Below are 16821 nucleotides of genomic sequence, written 5' to 3' on the forward strand. Positions count from 1 at the left end.
GCCGTCCCTACAGGCCGGACTCGGAGGTCCGCACCAGGATCCGGCGGCAGTTCTCGCACCGTACGACGGTGTCGGGAGCGGCCTTGCGGATGTCGTTGATGTCGGTGATCGCCAGCTCCTGGCGGCAGCCCTGGCAGGTGCGCTGGTAGAGCTTGGCCGCGCCGACGCCGCCCTGCTGCTCGCGCAGCTTGTCGTAGAGCTTGAGCAGGTCGGCGGGGACGGTGGCGGCGATGACCTCGCGCTCCTTGGTGGCGGAGGCGATCTCGCCGTCGAGCTTCTCGAATGCGGCGTCGCGGCGGGCGGTCGCGTCGTCGATCCGGCCCTGGACGGAGCCGACGCGCTCGGTCAGCTCGGCGGCCCGCTCCTGGGCGGCCTCACGGCGCTCCATGATCTCCAGGACGACGTCCTCGAGGTCGCCCTGGCGCTTGGCGAGGGAGACGATCTCGCGCTGGAGGTTCTCCAGGTCCTTCGAGGAGGTGACGGCGCCGGTGTCGAGGCGCTGCTGGTCACGGGCGGCACGCTGACGGACCTGGTCGACGTCCTGCTCGGCCTTGGTCTGCTCGCGGGCGGTGTCGCTCTCCTCGGTCTGCGCGGCCACCAGGAGGTCGCGCAGCTGCGTGAGGTCCTTGGTCAGCGACTCGATCTCGGCGTGCTCGGGCAGCGAGCGGCGCTTGTGCGCGAGCTGCTGGAGGCGGACATCGAGGTCCTGGACGTCGAGGAGTCGGATCTGGTCGGCGGGCGCGGCGTTCAGTTGGGGGCTCCAGGTGAAGGGAATTGGCTGGTCCAGGGGTCGGTGACCGTCTTCGAGACGTGGACCCGCAGGCCCCAGCCGTGGCGGTCGGAGATCTCGTCGAGCTGGGCTGCGGCCAGCTCGCACCAGGGCCACTCGGTGGCCCAGTGCGCCGCGTCGAGCAGCGCGAGAGGTTGGTGGGCGGCGTGGGCGGCGTGGGCGCCGTGCGCGCGGGCCTCGGACGCCGGGTGATGGCGCAGGTCCGCGGTGAGGAACGCGTCGACGCCGGCGGCGCGGACGTGGTCGAAGAGGCTGTCGCCGGACCCGCCGCTGACCGCGACGGTCCGCACGGTCGCGTCCGGGTCGCCCGCCACCCGGATGCCCTGCGCGGTGGCGGGCAGCCGTTCGGCGGCGCGGGCGGCGAGTTCGCGGACGGTGAGCGGGTGGTCGAGTTCACAGACCCGGCCGAGGCCGCGCCGCCCGTCGGGATCGGCGGGATCGGGCACGAGGGGCCGTACGACGCGCAGGTCGAGGGCGCCGGCGAGGGCGTCGCTGACGCCGGGGTCGGCGGTGTCGGCGTTGGTGTGGGCGACGTGCAGGGCGATGTCGTGCTTGATGAGGGTGTGCACGACGCGGCCCTTGAAGGTGGAGGCCGCGACGGTCGTCGTCCCGCGGAGGTAGAGGGGGTGGTGGGTGACGAGCAGGTCGGCGCCCAGCTTCACCGCCTCGTCGACGATCTCCTGGACGGGGTCCACGGCGAACAGGACCCGTTCGACGTCCTGGCCGGGTTCGCCCACGACGGTGCCGACCGCGTCCCAGGACTCGGCCCGCTCGGCGGGCCACAGGTTCTCCAGCGCGGCGATGACTTCAGACAGACGGGGCACGGGGAAAGGCTACCTGGCCGCCTCCCGGCCCTGAACCGCCGCAGGCCAGGAGGCCTGGGAGAGCTGGGCCTCCTGTCCGACCGAGCCGGGCGGGCAGGTGGGCGATCCCCCTGGCGGCGTACGGGGGCAGAGTCCCGGACAGCGGGACACACCACCCCAACCCCATGCACACCCCCCACAACCCCCGGAGCAGAATCGCTTCTGCGCCACTCTTATGAGCGAAGCCCCCGCCCGCCGATGCCCCGCCCGTGCGTACGAAAACTAGCTTCGTCGGCGGAGGTGACCGAACCATGACGGCCTGTGCGATCGAACCCGCCGCGGAGAACGGGCACGACGATCCGACGCCGGACGCGCCCTGCGCGATCACGGCGGACGGCACCTACGCCGCACGTCTCGCCCGCGACGGCGATTCCTGGTTCCCGGAGCGCTGGACGCTGGACGGCCCCGAGCCGTACGCCGTACCGCTGCCCGCCCACCAGCCGGAGGAGCCCGGCACGGAGGTGCAGCCGATGGCCGACGGGCGGGTCCTGATCCGCCGGCTGTCGCAGCGGCGGCACATGTTCTCGCTGCTGTACCCGACCGGCCCCGGCACGGGTGAGCTGCTGCTGGGCGCGGTCGAGTGCCCGGACGAGGACACCGTCCTGCGGCTGCTGCCGCCGGCCCCGTGCGGGCAGCGGGCGTACGCCGTCGCCGTGGGCCGGCGTTCGACGGCGCTGTGGCTGGTGGCGGGCGGCGCCTTCGGCCCCGAGCACCTCGCCGAGATCCCGGGCCGCTGCTCGGGCGGGGTGTGGCTGGACCGGAGCGGCCGCATGCTGGCCCTGGACCGTGAGGTCGGCGGCCGCACCAAGGCGGTCGTGGTGGACCTGGAGCGGGGCGGCGAGGTGTCCCCGCTGCTCCAGATCGCCGCCGGCAGCGACGACCGGCTGCTGCTCGCGGCCCCGGACAGCGGGCTGCTGCTGATCAGCTCGGACGCGCCGTCGCCCGGCAAGCCCCGGCTCGGCTGGGGGGTGCTGGGCAGCACGCTGCCGGTGCGTTTCCCGGAGTCGCTGCGGCTCGCCGACCGGGCGCTGACGCCGTTCGCGATCCAGCCGGGTCAGGTCCTGCAGCCGGAGAGCTGCGCGGTGGGCCTGCGCATCGACGGCCCGTTCGGGAGTTGGGTCGGCGTGTGGCGTCCCGCGGACCGGCGGTTGCACCAACTCGCGGCGCCGGAGGGGTGGTTGGCGGGCAGCGGCCTGTGGACGGAGGACGGGGTGCTGCGGCTGCCGTACGCGACGAGGGCGGAGCCGTGCGGGGTGGCGCGGATGGCTGTGCCGGCCGCGGGCGGGGAACAGCCGTGGAGCGGCTCGGCCGAGGTCGCCCCCGAGACCGCCCCCGACACCCTGGAACCGGAAGCTCCGGCACCTGTCGCGCCCCGGCCCGTTCCGCTCCAACAGGCGCCCCTGGCACGGCTTGTAACGAAGTAGTGGCGGTTGGCGTGGCCGCCTGGATTCACCCCGAGGTCCGCCGGATAAGCTTTCCCGGCTGAAAAGGATCATGTTGACGGGGTGAACACTTCCGATGAGCGACACAAGCACCATGCAGCCGTGGTCCGCCGACACACAGGAGGACACCGGTCACGGTCGGCACCGGGGCCCGGTCTCGTCCCACGAAGGCGAGTCCGCTCCCCTCGGCCGGCACCGTAAGCCGGCCGAGGACAAGGCCGACGCGACTGTCTGACCGCTACACCTGTGGGCCCGGTCCGTCGTGACGACGGGCAGGGCCCACACCTGTTTCCGTCACCGCTCCCGCCGCAGTCCCAGCACCTCCGCCGCCGCGAACGTCTCCCCCTCGGGCCGTCCGGCGTAGTGCGGGGTGAGCACGGCGTCCAGTTCCTCGTGGCTGAAGGTCTCCTGCTTGCTGTCGAACGTGGCCTGCACGCGGGGCCGTTCGATCACGGCGACCATCCCGCCGTGCACGACGAGGAGCTGCCCGTTGATCCGGGCGGCGGCGGGCGAGGCCAGATAGCCGACGAGCGGGGCGACATGCTCGGGGGCGAGGGGATCGAGCCCTTCGTCGGGGCGGCCGAGGCCCGCGAAGACGTCCTCCGTCATCCGGGTGCGGGCGCGCGGGCAGATGACGTTGGCGGTGACGCCGTACTTGGCGAGCGCGAGGGCGGTGGACGTCGTCAGGCCGACGATGCCGCCCTTGGCCGCCGCGTAGTTGGGCTGCCCGGCGGAGCCCGCGAGGAACGCCTCCGAGGAGGTGTTCACGATCCGCCCGTAGACCGGCCCGCCCGCCGCCTTGGACCGTTCGCGCCAGTGCGCGGCGGCGAAGCGGGTCGTGTTGAAGTGGCCCTTGAGGTGGACGCGGATCACCGAGTCCCACTCCTCCTCCGTCATGGAGAAGACCATGCGGTCGCGCAGGATACCCGCGTTGTTGACCAGGATGTCCAGCGTGCCGAACTCCGTGATCGCCAGGTCGACGAGGTCACGGGCGGCGGCGAAGTCGGAGACGTCCCCGGTGTGGGCGAGCGCGGTGCCGCCGGCCGTACGGATCTCCCGCGCCACCTCCTCGGCGGGCGCGGCCGAGGCCTCGCCCGAGCCGTCGCGGCCGGGTCTGCCGTAGTCGTTGACGACGACGGCCGCGCCCAGCCGGGCCAGTTCCAGGGCCTCGGCCCGGCCCAGTCCGCGTCCGGCACCGGTGACGATCGCCGAACGGCCGGCGAGAGGGAGCGACATGACGGTTCCTCAGATCTCTATGCAGGTGCGCAGGGCCGCCCCGGTGCGCATCTGGTCGAGGGCCTCGTTGATCTCCGCCAGCGGGACGCGGTGCGTGATCAGTCCGGCGAGGTCGATCCGCCCGGCCCGCCACAGGGCGACCGTCCGCTCGTAGGAACGCAGGACGTCGCCGCCGCCGTACATGGAGGGCAGGATCCGCTTCTCGTCGAAGAACAGCTCGAACATGTTGAGCTGGAGGAAGTCGTCCATGGCGCCGGCGCCGACGACGACCAGGGTGCCGCCGCGGCGGGTGGTCTCGTAGGCGGTGCGGGCGGTGGTGGAGCGGCCGACGACCTCGAAGACGTAGTCGAAGCCCTCGCCGCCGGTGACCCGCTGCTTGGCGTCGGCGAGTTCCTCGGGAGAAACGGCCTCTGTGGCACCGAACCTGAGGGCGGCCTCGCGGCGCGCGGCGACCGGGTCCACGGCGACGATCTCGGCGGCGCCCTTGAGCCGGGCGCCCTGGATCGCCGAGACGCCCACTCCCCCGCAGCCGATGACGGCGACGGACGAACCGGCCTCCACGTCCGCCGTGTTGAGCGCGGCGCCCAGCCCCGTGGTCACCCCGCAGCCGATGAGCGCGGCGATGTCGAAGGGCACGTCGTCGGGGATCGGGACGGCGCAGCCGGCGTCGACCACCACCTCCTCGGTGAAGGTGCCGGTGCCGGCGAAGCCGAAGAGATCGCCGCCGGGGCGGCGGAAGTTGGGGGTGCCCGCGTTCATGAACCCGGCCAGGCACAGCTCGGTCTGGCCGCGCCGGCAGGCGGGGCAGACACCGCAGGCGGGCAGCCAGCACACGACGACCCGGTCGCCGGGCTTCACCCGGGTGACGCCCTCGCCCACCTCGAGGATCTCGCCCGCGCCCTCGTGGCCGGGCACGAACGGCGCGGGCTGCGGCAGCACCCCGCTCATCGCGGACAGGTCCGAGTGGCACAGCCCCGTGGCGCGCACCCGGATCCTGACCTTGCCGGGGCCGAAGCCCACCGCCTCGACGTCGTCGAGGACCTCCAGCTTGTCCTGGCCGATCTCGTGCAGTACGGCTGCGCGCATGGTGCGGCTCCCCTCGGGGTCCCCTCGGATGCTGGCTGGTTCAGGCGGGTACAGGCTGGTTCCGGACCGGTTCGGCACAGGTTCAGGAGTGTTCGACGTCCGGACAGGTTCAGGAGTGCTCGACGTCCGGACAGGTTCAGGAGTGCTCGACGTCCGGACAGGTTCAGGAGTGTTCGACGATCGTGTCGGCGAGCACCGGCGCGTCGTCACGTTCCGCCGCGCTCACCGCGACCCGGACCGCCCCCTCGCCGCGCCACATGCGGATGCGGAGGGTCTCCCCGGGGAAGACCACGCCGGCGAACCGGGTGGCGTAGGCGCGCACCCGCGTCACATCGCCGTCGAGCAGGGTGTCGACGACCGCCTTGAGGGTCATCCCGTAGGTGCACAGGCCGTGCAGGATGGGCCGGTCGAAACCGGCGGCTGCCGCGAAGTCCGGGTCGGCGTGCAGGGGGTTCCGGTCGCCGGAGAGACGGTAGAGGAGCGCCTGGTCCTCGCGGATGTGCCGTTCCACGGTCTTGTCGGGGTCGCCCGCCGGGGGGTCGAGCCGGGCGGAGGGGCCCCGGTCGCCGCCCCAGCCGCCCTCCCCGCGGACGAAGATCTGGGCGTCGTTCGTCCATAGTGGGCCGTCCGCGTCGGTGACCTCGGTACGCATGACGAGGACGGCGGCCTTGCCCTTGTCGTACACGGCGGCGATGCGGCCGGTGGCGGTGGCGGTGCCCTCGGCGGGCAGTGGGCGGTGCAGGGTGAGCGACTGGCCGCCGTGCAGGACGCGGGCCAGGTCGACGTCGACGCCGGGCATGGACAGTCCGCTGATCACGCCGGGTGAGCCGGAGCCCGCGACGGTGGCGAAGCTGGGCAGGACGTGCAGCCGGGACTCCAGCGTGTAGCGCAGTTCGTCGGGGTCGGTGGCGGGGACGCCCGCGCCGACGCCGAGGTGGTAGAGCAGGACGTCCTTGCGGTCCCAGGTGATCTCGCCGGTCCGGGGTCGGGCGGCGAGGGCCTTGGCTGCGTCGATGGGCATGGGGCTCCTGGCGGGTCTCGAGACCTCGGTGCGACCGTCCGCACCGTCGGCCGCACCGAGGTCGTCACGGGCGGGACCTAGAACGCGTTCCAGTCCGGCGCCCCTCTGTATAGCCGAGCGCCTGACACTTGTGAAGGCTCCTGACGCATCGTCAGGTCACGTGTCCCCTGGCGTGGCGGGTCTGTGTCCCGTGACATCTGTCCTGCATGGGTCCGTACAACCGGATCTCCCGGCGGGCTGGGGTGGGTGCGTAACGGGTACGGACGGGTACGGCCGAGGTGACTTCGCCACAGGCGGCTCCGGCACGGACGGCCCCCCTGCGCGCGGCGGACCGCGGGACCGGTCCGACCGGCCTGCGTGAGCGCCTCGCGGCGGCGGGCGGTGCACTGACGGCGGGCCCGGACCCGCGAGGCGGCTTCACGGTCACGGCGGAACTCCCCGCGGACGCCGGGCAGCCGTACGGGGCGGAGGCGCAGGGCGGCGCCCACCAGCCGTACGGGGCGGGAGCACCGGGGGATGCGCCGCGGCCGTACCTGGGCGGGGCGGGCTCGGCTTCCTCCCTGGTGGAGCCGGTGGCCGGGGCGGTGCCGTCCGGGCCCGCCGGTCCTACGCTTGGGCCGTGAACGAGATGCCCCGTGACCACCGGCCTGCCAAGTCCATCAGGGTTCTGCTCGCGGAGGACCAGGGCATGGTGCGCGGGGCGCTGGCCCTGCTGCTGGGGCTGGAGCCGGACATCGAGGTGGTGGCACAGGTCGGCACCGGCGACGCGATCGTGGACGCCGCCCTCCTCCACCGCCCTGACGTCGCCCTCCTCGACATCGAGCTGCCCGGCATGAGCGGTCTGGACGCCGCCGCCGAGCTGCGCGAGCAGGCGCCCGACTGCCGGGTGCTGATCCTCACCACCTTCGGCCGACCGGGCTATCTGCGGCGGGCGATGGAGGCCGGGGCCGCCGGGTTCCTCGTGAAGGACGGTCCCGTGGAGGAGCTGGCGGCCACGATCCGCCGGGTGCTGATCGGTGAGACGGTGGTCGATCCCGCCCTGGCGGCCGCCGCGCTCGGTGCGGGGCCGAGCCCGCTGACGACCCGCGAGTGCGATGTCCTCAGAGCGTCCGCCGACGGCGCGACCGTCGCCGATGTCACCGCGAAGCTGCATCTGCCGGAGTCGACGGTCCGCAACCACCTCTCCGCCGCCATCGGCAAGACGGGCACCCGCAACCGCACGGAGGCGATGCGCGAGGCACGGCAGCAGGGCTGGCTCTGAGCGGCGCGGAGCCCGCTGGCATAGTGCCCGCATGTTTCGACGCACACGGATTCGACGCATACGGACAGGAAGACGCGGGGCAGCTCTGGCGGTGAGTCTCGCCGCCGTCCTCATGACTGCGGTCACGCCCACCGCGCCCGCCGAGGCCGTCGCGGCGGACGGTTCCGGCGAGGTCGCGTTGAGGCTGGAGACACCCTCGACCTTCGCGATGTACAACGCCGACGAAGGCGCCGGTGCCTCCAACAGCGATTTCGTGGTGCCGGTCGCCGTCGAGGCGAGCGACGGGGGCCCGGCCCGCGATGTCAGGGTCGTCGTGGACGCCTCGGGCCTGGCGGGCGTCGCCCGTGCGGTGAAGGGCGGCTACGGCAACTGCACGGGCGACGGCCCGGTGTTCACCTGCGTCTACGGCGACCTGCAGAACGGCGACGGCGAGAGCAACGCGCCCTTCACCCTGCACGGCGTGGACGGCGTCGAGCCGGGCGCGAGCGGCACGGTGACCTACACCGCGAGCGCCGACAACGCGGCGTCCGTCACCGGCACCACCCGGATGACCGTCGGCGGACCCACGCTGCACGGGCCCGGCGCGCACGCCGGGGTGAGCGGGCTGAGGCCGGGAAAGCCGGGGACGGTCACGCCGGGCTTCGCCAACAACTCCCGGTTCCCGGCGGCCCAGGGCGTCGCCCTCCAGGTCGATGCGGAGGGCCTGGCGCTGGCGACCCGGTACAGCAACTGCTCCTACCCGGGTCCGCTGCCCGCCTCCGCGTGGTGCGTGTTCCCCACGAAGGCCGCGGCGGGTGCCGCCTACCGCACGAGCGCCCCGCTGGTCTACACGGCCCTGCCCGGCAAGCTGACGGGCTCGCTGGTCTACACGTGGTCGGCGTCCCCGCAGAAGCCGGCCGACCACACCGTCCGCGGCACCGGCGCCCCGCTCACCCTGGTGGGCACCGCCGACAACGGCTTCGCGTCCGGCGACGGCACCCTCGGCGTGACCACCACCGTGCAGGCCGACTACCGTCCGGTCACCGCGACCGTACGGGGCCGGGTCGGGGACACGGTGAAGGTGCGGCTCGGGGTGCGCGACCTCGGGCCCGGCCGGCTGCTCGGCGACGAGTCGCCGGGCCGCTTCGAGGTGGTCCCGCCGGAGGGCACCACGGTCACCTCGATCCCGTACACCTTCGAGGACGGGGGCGGGACGTGGGCGTGCGACCGGCCGGAGACCCCCGGTGGGGTGTTCGTCTGCGAGATCGGCGGCGACCGGTTCATGGAGGCGCGGCACGAGGGGGACACGACCACCCTCGACTTCCACGTCCGCATCGACCGGCGGGTCCCCGGCGCGCGGGGCACCATCCGCACGTACAACCCCTACGACCGCACCCCCGGCAACGATGTCGCGGCCATCCCGCTGGAGGCCTCTCCGGCCCTGCCGTACCGGCCCCTGCGACAGCCCGGGACCTGGGTGGCGGTCGGCTCGGGTGTCCTGGCCGTCGTGGTGGCGGCGGTGTACCGGCGCCGCCGGGCGGCGGGAGGCTAGAGGCCCGTTCCGGTGCGGCGCAGGACGCGCAGGCAGCCGGTGTCCGAGATCTCCGTGAAGGCACCGGACCTCAGGGCGCGGAGGTAGACGCGGTAGGGGGCCTGGCCGGTGAACTCGTCGGCCGGGTCCGGGAAGACGTCGTGGATGACGAGCAGGCCGCCCTCGGCGACGTGCGGGGCCCAGCCCTGGTAGTCGGAGCCGGCGTGCTCGTCGGTGTGGCCGCCGTCGACGAAGACCAGGCCGAGGGGCGAGTTCCAGAAGGCGGCGATCTGCGGGGAGCGGCCGACCAGCGCCACCACGTGCTCCTCCAGGCCGGCCCGGTGCAGGGTGCGGCGGAAGGCCGGCAGCGTGTCCATCAGGCCGATCTCGGGGTCGACGGTCTCCGGGTCGTGGTAGTCCCAGCCCGGCTGCTGCTCCTCGCTGCCCCGGTGGTGGTCGAGGGTGAGCGCGGTGACCCCGCCCCGCCGGGCCGCGTCGGCGAGCAGGATCGTGGAGCGTCCGCAGTACGTGCCGACCTCCAGCAGCGGCAGCCCCAGACCGGCGGCCTCGACCGCGGCGGCGTACAGCGCGAGTCCCTCGTCGAGAGGCATGAACCCCTTCGCGGCCTCGAACGCGGCCAGGATCTCGGGCTCGGGTGCCGCGGGCATGGGGGTCCTTCCGGTCGTGCGTGCGTCTGGGCCCGCCCATGATGCACCGCGCCCCCCGTCGGACGGTCGACGGGGGTTGCGGGGTTGCGGGATGCGCGGGTCAGGCGGTGACCGTCTCTCCGGGCAGCGCCAGGTCCAGGTCGACGGGGCGCTCGTCGCCCGCGTGGGTCGCGGCGGAGGCGAGGGGACCGTGGCCGGTGGCCTTGGCGGCGAGGACGTAGGTGCCCTGGGCGGGGACGGCGACGGCGTAGCTGCCGTCCGCCTCCGACAGGGTGGCACCGGCCTGGCGGCCGCGGCGGTCGATGAGGGTGACCCTGGCGTGGGCGACGGGGGCGCCGCCGGCGTCCAGGACCCGGCCGCGGAAGCTCCGCAGGACCTCTTCGGCACGCGCCAGGTTGGCGTCCTCCTCGCTGCTGGCGCGCAGCTGCGGCGTCGCCGCCGGGGTGCGGCGGGGCAGGAACAGGGCGAGCAGCAGGCCCACGGCGACGGCACCGGTGGCGATCAGGAAGGAGACCCGGAAGCCGTGCATGGTCGGGACGGCGACGCCGCCGACGTTGTTCGCCGTGTTGGCCAGCACCATGCCGATGACGGCGCTGGAGACCGACGTACCGATGGACCGCATCAGGGTGTTGAGGCCGTTGGCCGCGCCCGTCTCCGAGGCCGGGACCGCGCCGACGATCAGCGCGGGGAGCGAGGAGTAGGCGAAACCGATGCCGGCGCCCAGGACGACCGCGATGACGAGGCTCTGCCAGGCGGCGCTCATCAGGCCGAGGCCGGCGCCGTAGCCGATCGCCATGATCAGCAGGCCGAGGATCAGGGTGACCTTGGGGCCGTACTTGGCGGAGAGGCGGGCGTACACCGGTGCGGTGACCATCATCGTCAGGCCGAGCGGCGCCACCAGGAGACCTGCGCTGACCATGGACTGGCCGAGGCCGTAGCCGGTGCTCGTGGGCAGCTGGAGGAGCTGGGGCAGGACGAGGGAGACGACGTAGAAGGAGACGCCGACCATGATCGAGGCGAGGTTGGTGAAGAGGACCGCCGGGCGGGCGCTGGTGCGCAGGTCGACCAGTGGGGCCTTGACGCGCAGCTCCATCACGCCCCACAGGCCGAGCACGACGGCGGAGGCGGCGAACAGGCCGAGCGTGGTGCCCGAGGACCAGCCCCAGTCGCTGCCCTTGGTGATCGGCAGCAGGAACAGGACGAGGCCGGCGGAGAGGCCGATCGCGCCCGGCAGGTCGAAGGAACCCGCGGCGCGGGCCGGGGACTCGGGTACGACGAGCAGGGTGAGGCCGATGGCGAGGACGCCGAGACCGGCGGCGCCGTAGAAGAGGGCGTGCCAGTCTGCGTGCTGGGCGATGAGGGCCGCGGCCGGCAGGGCGAGGCCGCCGCCGACGCCGATGGAGGAACTCATCAGGGCCATCGCCGAGCCGAGCTTCTCGCGGGGCAGCATGTCGCGCATCAGGCCGATGCCGAGCGGTATCGCGCCCATCGCGAAGCCCTGGAGGGTACGGCCGACGATCATGATGAGCAGATCGCTGGTGACGGCGCTGACCAGCGCGCCGACGACCATCACGGCGAGGCTGAGGATCAGCAGTCGCCGCTTGCCGTACAGGTCGCCGAGGCGGCCCATGATCGGGGTGGCGACGGCGCCGGACAGCAGGGTCGAGGTGAGGACCCAGGTGGCGTTGCTGGGTGAGGTGGCCAGCAGTTGCGGCAGGTCCTTGATGACCGGGACCAGCAGGGTCTGCATCACCGCGACCACGATGCCCGCGAAGGCGAGCACGGGGACGACGGCACCGCCCGCCCTGCGTCCGGGCCGGTCGGTCGACGTGTGCGTCATGGAGCGAGGCCTCCAGGCCTGGGAGTGAGGTGGGGACGGGCGAGCCGCGCCGGATACGTGCAGAGTGAACCCCGTATGCATGAGCAACTATTCCGATGCTTCGGCACACTAACGAAATCTTGACCTTCTCTTTGGGGAAGGAGGCGCGGCGTATGTCGCCCGCCCTAGGTCGAAATCCCGATGCAAGGGGTGGAGGGCGGTTGAGACCATGACACCCATGCCCTCTGCCTCCCGCCCCGCCCGCTCCCCCGCCTGGCTTGTCGTCGCGCTCGCCTGCGCCGGGCAGTTCCTCGTCGTCCTCGACGTGTCCGTCGTGAACGTGGCGCTGCCCTCGATGCGGGCCGAGCTGGACATGAGCGCGTCCGGCCTCCAGTGGGTGGTCAACGCCTACGCCATCGCCTTCGCCGGGTTCATGCTGCTCGGCGGACGGGCCGGCGACCTCTACGGCCGCAAGCGGATGTTCCTCGTCGGGCTCACCCTGTTCACGCTGGCCTCGCTGGCCGGCGGGCTCGCCCAGGACGACTGGCAGTTGCTCCTCGCGCGGGCCGCGCAAGGGCTCGGCGCCGCCGTGCTGGCGCCCTCGACGCTGACGATCGTCACGTCCGCCGTGGCGGAGGGCGCGGCGCGGGCGCGGGCGATCGCCACCTGGACGGCGGTCGGCGCGGGCGGCGGCGCCGCGGGCGGGCTCGTCGGCGGAGTCCTCGTCGACCTGCTGTCGTGGCGCTGGGTGCTGCTGATCAACGTGCCGGTCGGCGCGGTCGTCCTGGCCGGCGCCCTCGCCCTGCTCCCCGAGAGCCGCGCCGGGGACCGCCGCCGCCTGGACCTGCCGGGCGCCCTCCTCGTCACGGCCGGCCTGGCCACGGTCGCGTACGGCATCTCGCGGACCGAGGCCGAGGGGTGGACCGCGGCGGCGGCACTGGGGCCGCTGGCCGCCGGACTGGCGCTGATCGCCCTGTTCCTCGCCGTCGAGGCCCGCACGGCGGCCCCGCTGATGCCCCTGGGCCTGCTGCGGCGGCGGTCGGTGTCCTCCGCCAACGTGGCGATGCTGCTGTGCGGCTCGGCGATGTTCTCGATGTGGTACTTCATGACGCTGTACGCGCAGAACGTGCTCGGCTACAGCCCGCTGGCGGCCGGCCTGGCCCTGATGCCCAGCTCCCTGGCGGTCGTGCTGGGCTCGAAACTGGCACCCCGGCTGATGCGGGCGCTCGGGGCGCGCACGGTGGCGGCGCTGGGCGCCGTGACGGCGGCGGCCGGGTTCGGCTGGCAGTCGACGATGACCGCGGACGGCGCCTACGTCACCGCGATCATGCTGCCGGGCGTGCTGATGATGCTGGGCGCGGGCCTGTCGGCCACCCCGCTCGCCTCGCTGGCCACCGCCGGGGCGGCGCCGGGCGAGGCGGGGCTGGTGTCCGGCCTGGTGAACACCTCCCGCACGATGGGCGGCTCGCTGGGCCTGGCGGTGCTGTCCACGCTGGCCGCGGGACGCACGGCGGGGCGGGGCACGCCCGAGGCGCTGACGGCCGGGTACGCGCTGGCGTTCCGCACGGGGGCGGTGGTGCTGGTCCTGGGGGTGGCGCTCATGCTGCTGTGGCTGCCGCGGAGGGCGGAGAAGACGGGGCCGACGCAGACGCCCAGGCCGGATGGTCCGGGCGCGGGCCCCGTACCGTCGGCCTCGACCTCGGCCTCGACGTCTGCCTCGACCTCTGCCTCGACGGATCGGGCCGGATCGACGGATTCGGGGATGTCCGCGAGCTGAGGCGCGGCCCTGATCCCTTGTGGACCCTCCCCTCCCCCGCGCGGCCCGCCGCCGTCGCCCTCCCGGCCCCGTCGGGGACGTCCGGCCAGGGCCTGTCACCACATTCCCGTCGTCCGCCCGGAGGGCGGGCCTCGCGGCGTCGGACGCGTGCTCCGGTGGTCCCCCCGGAGCAAGGCTGGGGGAGTGCCGGGCGCAGGCCCTCGTACTGCATGTACGTGGGCCTGTGCCCGGTGCGGCGGGAGGGCTGCGTGGCGTCGCGAGGCAGGCGGGAATGTGGCGCCAGGCCCTAGGGTGGCAGGCGTGTCGTACGTAGGTCCTGACATCGATCCCCCGCGTCCCCGCCGCTCCCCGCTGCGGCGCACGCTCACCGTGGTGCTCTCCGCGCTCGTGCCGGGCGCGCTGCTCGGCTGGCTGGCGTTCGAGGCGCTGGGCGGGTCGGACGACGGCGGGCCCGGCCGGGTCACGGGGGCGGCCTCCAGCACCGGGGGGCCCGCCTCGGCCGGCGGTGACCCCGACGGCAGGCCGGGCGCCTCGGCCTCGCAGTCCCCGACGGCGTCCGCGCCCGGCGGCGGGGGGTCCCTCGTGGGCAAGGTCGTCGTCATCGACCCGGGGCACAACCCCGCCAACTTCGAGCACACGGCCGAGATCAACCGCAAGGTGGACATCGGCACCCACAAGAAGGAATGCGACACCACCGGCACCGCCACCAACTCCGGTTACAGCGAGGCCGCGTTCACCCTGGACGTGGCGCACCGGCTGCGCGCCCTGCTGGAGCGGGAGGGTGCCACGGTGAAGCTGACGCAGGACGCCGACCGGCCCTACGGGCCCTGCGTCGACGAGCGGGCCCGGATCGGCAACTCCGCCCGCGCGGACGCCGTCGTCTCGGTCCACGCCGACGGTGCGGCCACCGGGCAGCGCGGCTTCCACGTGATCCTGCCGGGCGCGGTGCACGCGGGCGCCGCCGACACCCGTGCCATCGTGGCGCCTTCGCGGGAACTCGGCGAACTGATCGCGGACGACTTCGCGGAGTCCACGGACACCTCGCCCTCCAACTACGTCGGCGACGGTACCGGTCTCGTCACACGTGAGGACCTGGGCGGTCTCAATCTGTCAACGGTTCCCAAGGTGTTCATCGAGTGCGGCAACATGCGCGATAGCAAGGACGCGGCACTGCTCACCAGCGGCGCCTGGCGGCAGAAGGCGGCGCAGGGAATCTCTGAGGGAATCGTGAGTTTCCTGCGCGGGTAGTGATCGGCGCGCTGATCCCTGGGGACAGTCCGATCGTGCGGACGATAGTGTCGTCCCTACGATGAGGGGCCACCCCCGCGCTTCCCACCCGGGCCTGACGGCGACATGGTGACAGCGACGCCTCTACCGACGCGTGTATCGATGACGAGACGACTGACGAAGGACCTGAAGTGAATATCCGCTCCCTCACTCGAGGCGACGGCGTGGTGATCGGAGCAGCGGTATTGCTGTTCATCGCGTCGTTCCTGAACACGTTCGACGGCTCCGGCAGCGATGTCCCCACCGCCTGGGACAACCTCGGTCTGCTGATGAGCATGTACGTCGGCGGGATCATCGGTGCGGCCCTGATCGTCCTCGCCCGTGCGCTGCCCCAGCCGCGCAAGGTCGTCGGCCTGGATCTCGGCCAGCTCGGGGTCGCGTTGACGGTGTTCGCCGCATGGACGGCGCTCTGGACGATCTTCGACCCGCTGGGCGCGTTCAGCGACACCTTCGGCAGTGCGGACGTGGAGCGGGGTGCCGGTCTCATCCTCGGCTTCATCGCGACGCTCGTGCTGGCCGGCGGCGCCGTCGCCACCGCCGTGGTCCCGGCCCTCCAGGGCGCGCTGATCCCGGCCCCCAAGCCGCCGGCCCCGCTGCCCTACGGCGCTCAGCCGCCCGGTGGTTACGGCTACCCGGGCGCGCAGCAGCAGCCGTCGCCGTTCGGCGGTCCGCCGCAGCAGCAGGGTCAGCAGCCGGGGCAGCCGCCGTTCGCGGGCGGGCAGCCGGCTCCGGCGCCGCAGCCGCCGGCCGACTTCTCGCCGTTCTGGTTCGCCGTGCCGGTGCCGCGTCCGCTGTACGCGGAGGACGGCGCGCCCATGCCGATCGCCGAACTGGCGCCGGGCACCTGGTACCTGGCCGTCGAGCAGGGCGCCCAGGGTCTGGTGGCGCAGACCCAGGACGGCCGTCGCGGCGTGCTGCGGGACGCCTCCGGCATCCAGCGCGGCTGAAGTCCTCGCCCGCGTCTCGCGGCCCCTCGCCCTTCCGGGCGGGGGGCCGTTGTCGTACAGTCACCTACCCCCAAGGCAGCTGACGTACCGTCAGGAGGCAGGCATGCGGCTCGGTCTCGCGCTCGGTTACTGGGGGCGCGGCCCCTCCCCCGGCCATGTGGAGCTGGCGCGGGAGGCGGAGCGGCTCGGGTACGACTCGGTGTGGACGGCCGAGTCCTGGGGGTCGGACGCCTTCACCCCGCTCACCTGGATCGCCGCGCACACCTCGACGATCGGGCTGGGCACGGCGGTCGCGCAGATGGCGGCCCGTTCGCCGACCACGACGGCGATGCACGCGCTCACCCTGGACCATCTCTCCGGCGGGCGGATGACGCTGGGCCTCGGCCTGTCCGGTCCGCAGGTCGTCGAGGGCTGGTACGGGCGCCCGTTCCCCGACTCGCCGCTGACCGCGACCCGCGAGTACGTCGACGTCGTACGGCAGGTCCTGCGGCGGGAGGGGCCGGTCGAGCTGGACGGGCGCTTCCACGCGCATCCCTACCGGGGTCCGGGCGGGACGGGGCTCGGCAAACCGCTGAAGCCGATCACCCATCCGTTCCGGTCCGACCTGCCGGTGCTGCTGGGCGCGGAGGGGCCGAGGAACGTGGCGCAGACGGCCAGGATCGCCGACGGCTGGCTGCCGCTGTACTGGTCGCCGGACCGGCCGGACGCGTACGGGCCGGCGGTGGCGGAGCTGCCGGCGGGGTTCCGCGTGGCGCCGATGGCGCGGGTGCGGGTGTGCGACGACCTCGCGGAGGGACTGTTGCCGGTCAAGGCGATGCTGGGCTTCTACGTCGGCGGGATGGGGCACGCCCGGCGCAACTTCCACGCCGATCTGATGGCCCGCATGGGGTACGAGGGGGAGGCCCGGCGGATCCAGGAGCTGTTCCTGGCCGGGCGCCGGGAGGAGGCCGTGCTGGCCGTCCCGGACGCGTTCGCCGACGAGATCTCCCTGGTCGGCCCGCGCGAGCGCATCGCCGAGCGGCTGGAGCGGTGGCGCGAGGGCCCGGTGACGGACCTGCTGGTCCTGACCCCGGACCCGCACACCCTGCGTGTCCTGGCCGAACTCAACTCCTAG

General features: G+C 73.6%; 15 protein-coding genes. 8 read left to right on the forward strand and 7 right to left on the reverse strand.

Going from position 1 to position 16821, the window contains the following annotated elements:
• Positions 1-7 precede the first annotated feature (7 nt).
• The gene (locus ACFWJX_RS20915; RefSeq protein ID WP_383245732.1) at positions 8-751 is read right to left on the reverse strand and encodes a zinc ribbon domain-containing protein; all 744 of its coding nucleotides are present in this window, start codon (positions 749-751) and stop codon (positions 8-10) included.
• Complete coding sequence (locus tag ACFWJX_RS20920) at positions 748-1614, reverse strand: Nif3-like dinuclear metal center hexameric protein (protein ID WP_383245164.1); 867 nt, start codon at positions 1612-1614, stop codon at positions 748-750. Before ACFWJX_RS20920 ends, ACFWJX_RS20915 begins: the two co-directional genes overlap by 4 nt.
• A 290-nt stretch (positions 1615-1904) precedes the next feature.
• Between ACFWJX_RS20920 and ACFWJX_RS20925 the strand changes: the two genes are divergently transcribed.
• Positions 1905-3077 (forward strand): hypothetical protein, encoded by a 1173-nt coding sequence (locus tag ACFWJX_RS20925; RefSeq protein WP_383245167.1) that lies wholly within the window; start codon positions 1905-1907, stop codon positions 3075-3077.
• Between the two features lie 312 nt (positions 3078-3389).
• On the opposite strand, the gene ACFWJX_RS20930 is transcribed toward ACFWJX_RS20925, so the two are convergent.
• The 3 genes from ACFWJX_RS20930 to ACFWJX_RS20940 form a co-directional block, all read right to left on the reverse strand.
• Positions 3390-4331 (reverse strand): 3-oxoacyl-ACP reductase, encoded by a 942-nt coding sequence (locus tag ACFWJX_RS20930; protein WP_383245170.1) that lies wholly within the window; start codon positions 4329-4331, stop codon positions 3390-3392.
• 9 nt (positions 4332-4340) lie between these two features.
• Entirely contained in the window at positions 4341-5417 is a 1077-nt protein-coding gene (locus ACFWJX_RS20935; protein ID WP_383245172.1) for a Zn-dependent alcohol dehydrogenase, read from the reverse strand.
• Between the two features lie 163 nt (positions 5418-5580).
• The gene (locus tag ACFWJX_RS20940) at positions 5581-6438 is read right to left on the reverse strand and encodes a MaoC/PaaZ C-terminal domain-containing protein (RefSeq protein ID WP_383245175.1); all 858 of its coding nucleotides are present in this window, start codon (positions 6436-6438) and stop codon (positions 5581-5583) included.
• Between the two features lie 278 nt (positions 6439-6716).
• Here ACFWJX_RS20940 and ACFWJX_RS20945 point away from each other — a divergent pair, with 278 nt between their 5' ends.
• The 3 genes from ACFWJX_RS20945 to ACFWJX_RS20955 all read left to right on the forward strand — a co-directional run bounded on the left by ACFWJX_RS20945 (position 6717) and on the right by ACFWJX_RS20955 (position 9230).
• Positions 6717-7061, forward strand: coding sequence for a hypothetical protein (locus tag ACFWJX_RS20945; protein ID WP_383245178.1), 345 nt, complete (start codon positions 6717-6719; stop codon positions 7059-7061).
• A gap of 5 nt (positions 7062-7066) precedes the next feature.
• A complete protein-coding gene (locus ACFWJX_RS20950; RefSeq protein ID WP_383245735.1) occupies positions 7067-7699 on the forward strand; it encodes a response regulator in 633 nt (210 codons plus the stop codon).
• 112 nt (positions 7700-7811) lie between these two features.
• The gene (locus tag ACFWJX_RS20955) at positions 7812-9230 is read left to right on the forward strand and encodes a hypothetical protein (RefSeq protein WP_383245181.1); all 1419 of its coding nucleotides are present in this window, start codon (positions 7812-7814) and stop codon (positions 9228-9230) included.
• On the opposite strand, the gene ACFWJX_RS20960 is transcribed toward ACFWJX_RS20955, so the two are convergent.
• Both ACFWJX_RS20960 and ACFWJX_RS20965 read right to left on the reverse strand, forming a co-directional pair.
• Positions 9227-9877 (reverse strand): class I SAM-dependent methyltransferase, encoded by a 651-nt coding sequence (locus ACFWJX_RS20960; protein WP_383245184.1) that lies wholly within the window; start codon positions 9875-9877, stop codon positions 9227-9229. The genes ACFWJX_RS20955 and ACFWJX_RS20960 overlap by 4 nt on opposite strands.
• Positions 9878-9977: 100 nt before the next feature.
• Positions 9978-11717 carry an MFS transporter gene (locus tag ACFWJX_RS20965; RefSeq protein ID WP_383245187.1) on the reverse strand — a complete coding sequence of 580 codons (1740 nt, stop codon included), beginning with the start codon at positions 11715-11717 and terminating at the stop codon, positions 9978-9980.
• 217 nt (positions 11718-11934) lie between these two features.
• On the opposite strand from ACFWJX_RS20965, the gene ACFWJX_RS20970 reads away from it, so the two are divergent.
• The 4 genes from ACFWJX_RS20970 (at position 11935) to ACFWJX_RS20985 (ending at position 16821) form a co-directional block, all read left to right on the forward strand.
• Positions 11935-13473, forward strand: a complete 1539-nt coding sequence (locus tag ACFWJX_RS20970) for an MFS transporter (protein ID WP_383245190.1) — start codon at positions 11935-11937, stop codon at positions 13471-13473.
• A gap of 300 nt (positions 13474-13773) precedes the next feature.
• A complete protein-coding gene (locus ACFWJX_RS20975) occupies positions 13774-14721 on the forward strand; it encodes an N-acetylmuramoyl-L-alanine amidase (protein WP_383245192.1) in 948 nt (315 codons plus the stop codon).
• 170 nt (positions 14722-14891) lie between these two features.
• A complete protein-coding gene (locus ACFWJX_RS20980) occupies positions 14892-15707 on the forward strand; it encodes a hypothetical protein (RefSeq protein WP_383245195.1) in 816 nt (271 codons plus the stop codon).
• Between the two features lie 103 nt (positions 15708-15810).
• Positions 15811-16821, forward strand: coding sequence for an LLM class F420-dependent oxidoreductase (locus ACFWJX_RS20985; RefSeq protein WP_383245198.1), 1011 nt, complete (start codon positions 15811-15813; stop codon positions 16819-16821).

The organism is Streptomyces sp. NPDC058335 (assembly GCF_042723915.1).
Lineage (GTDB): Bacteria > Actinomycetota > Actinomycetes > Streptomycetales > Streptomycetaceae > Streptomyces.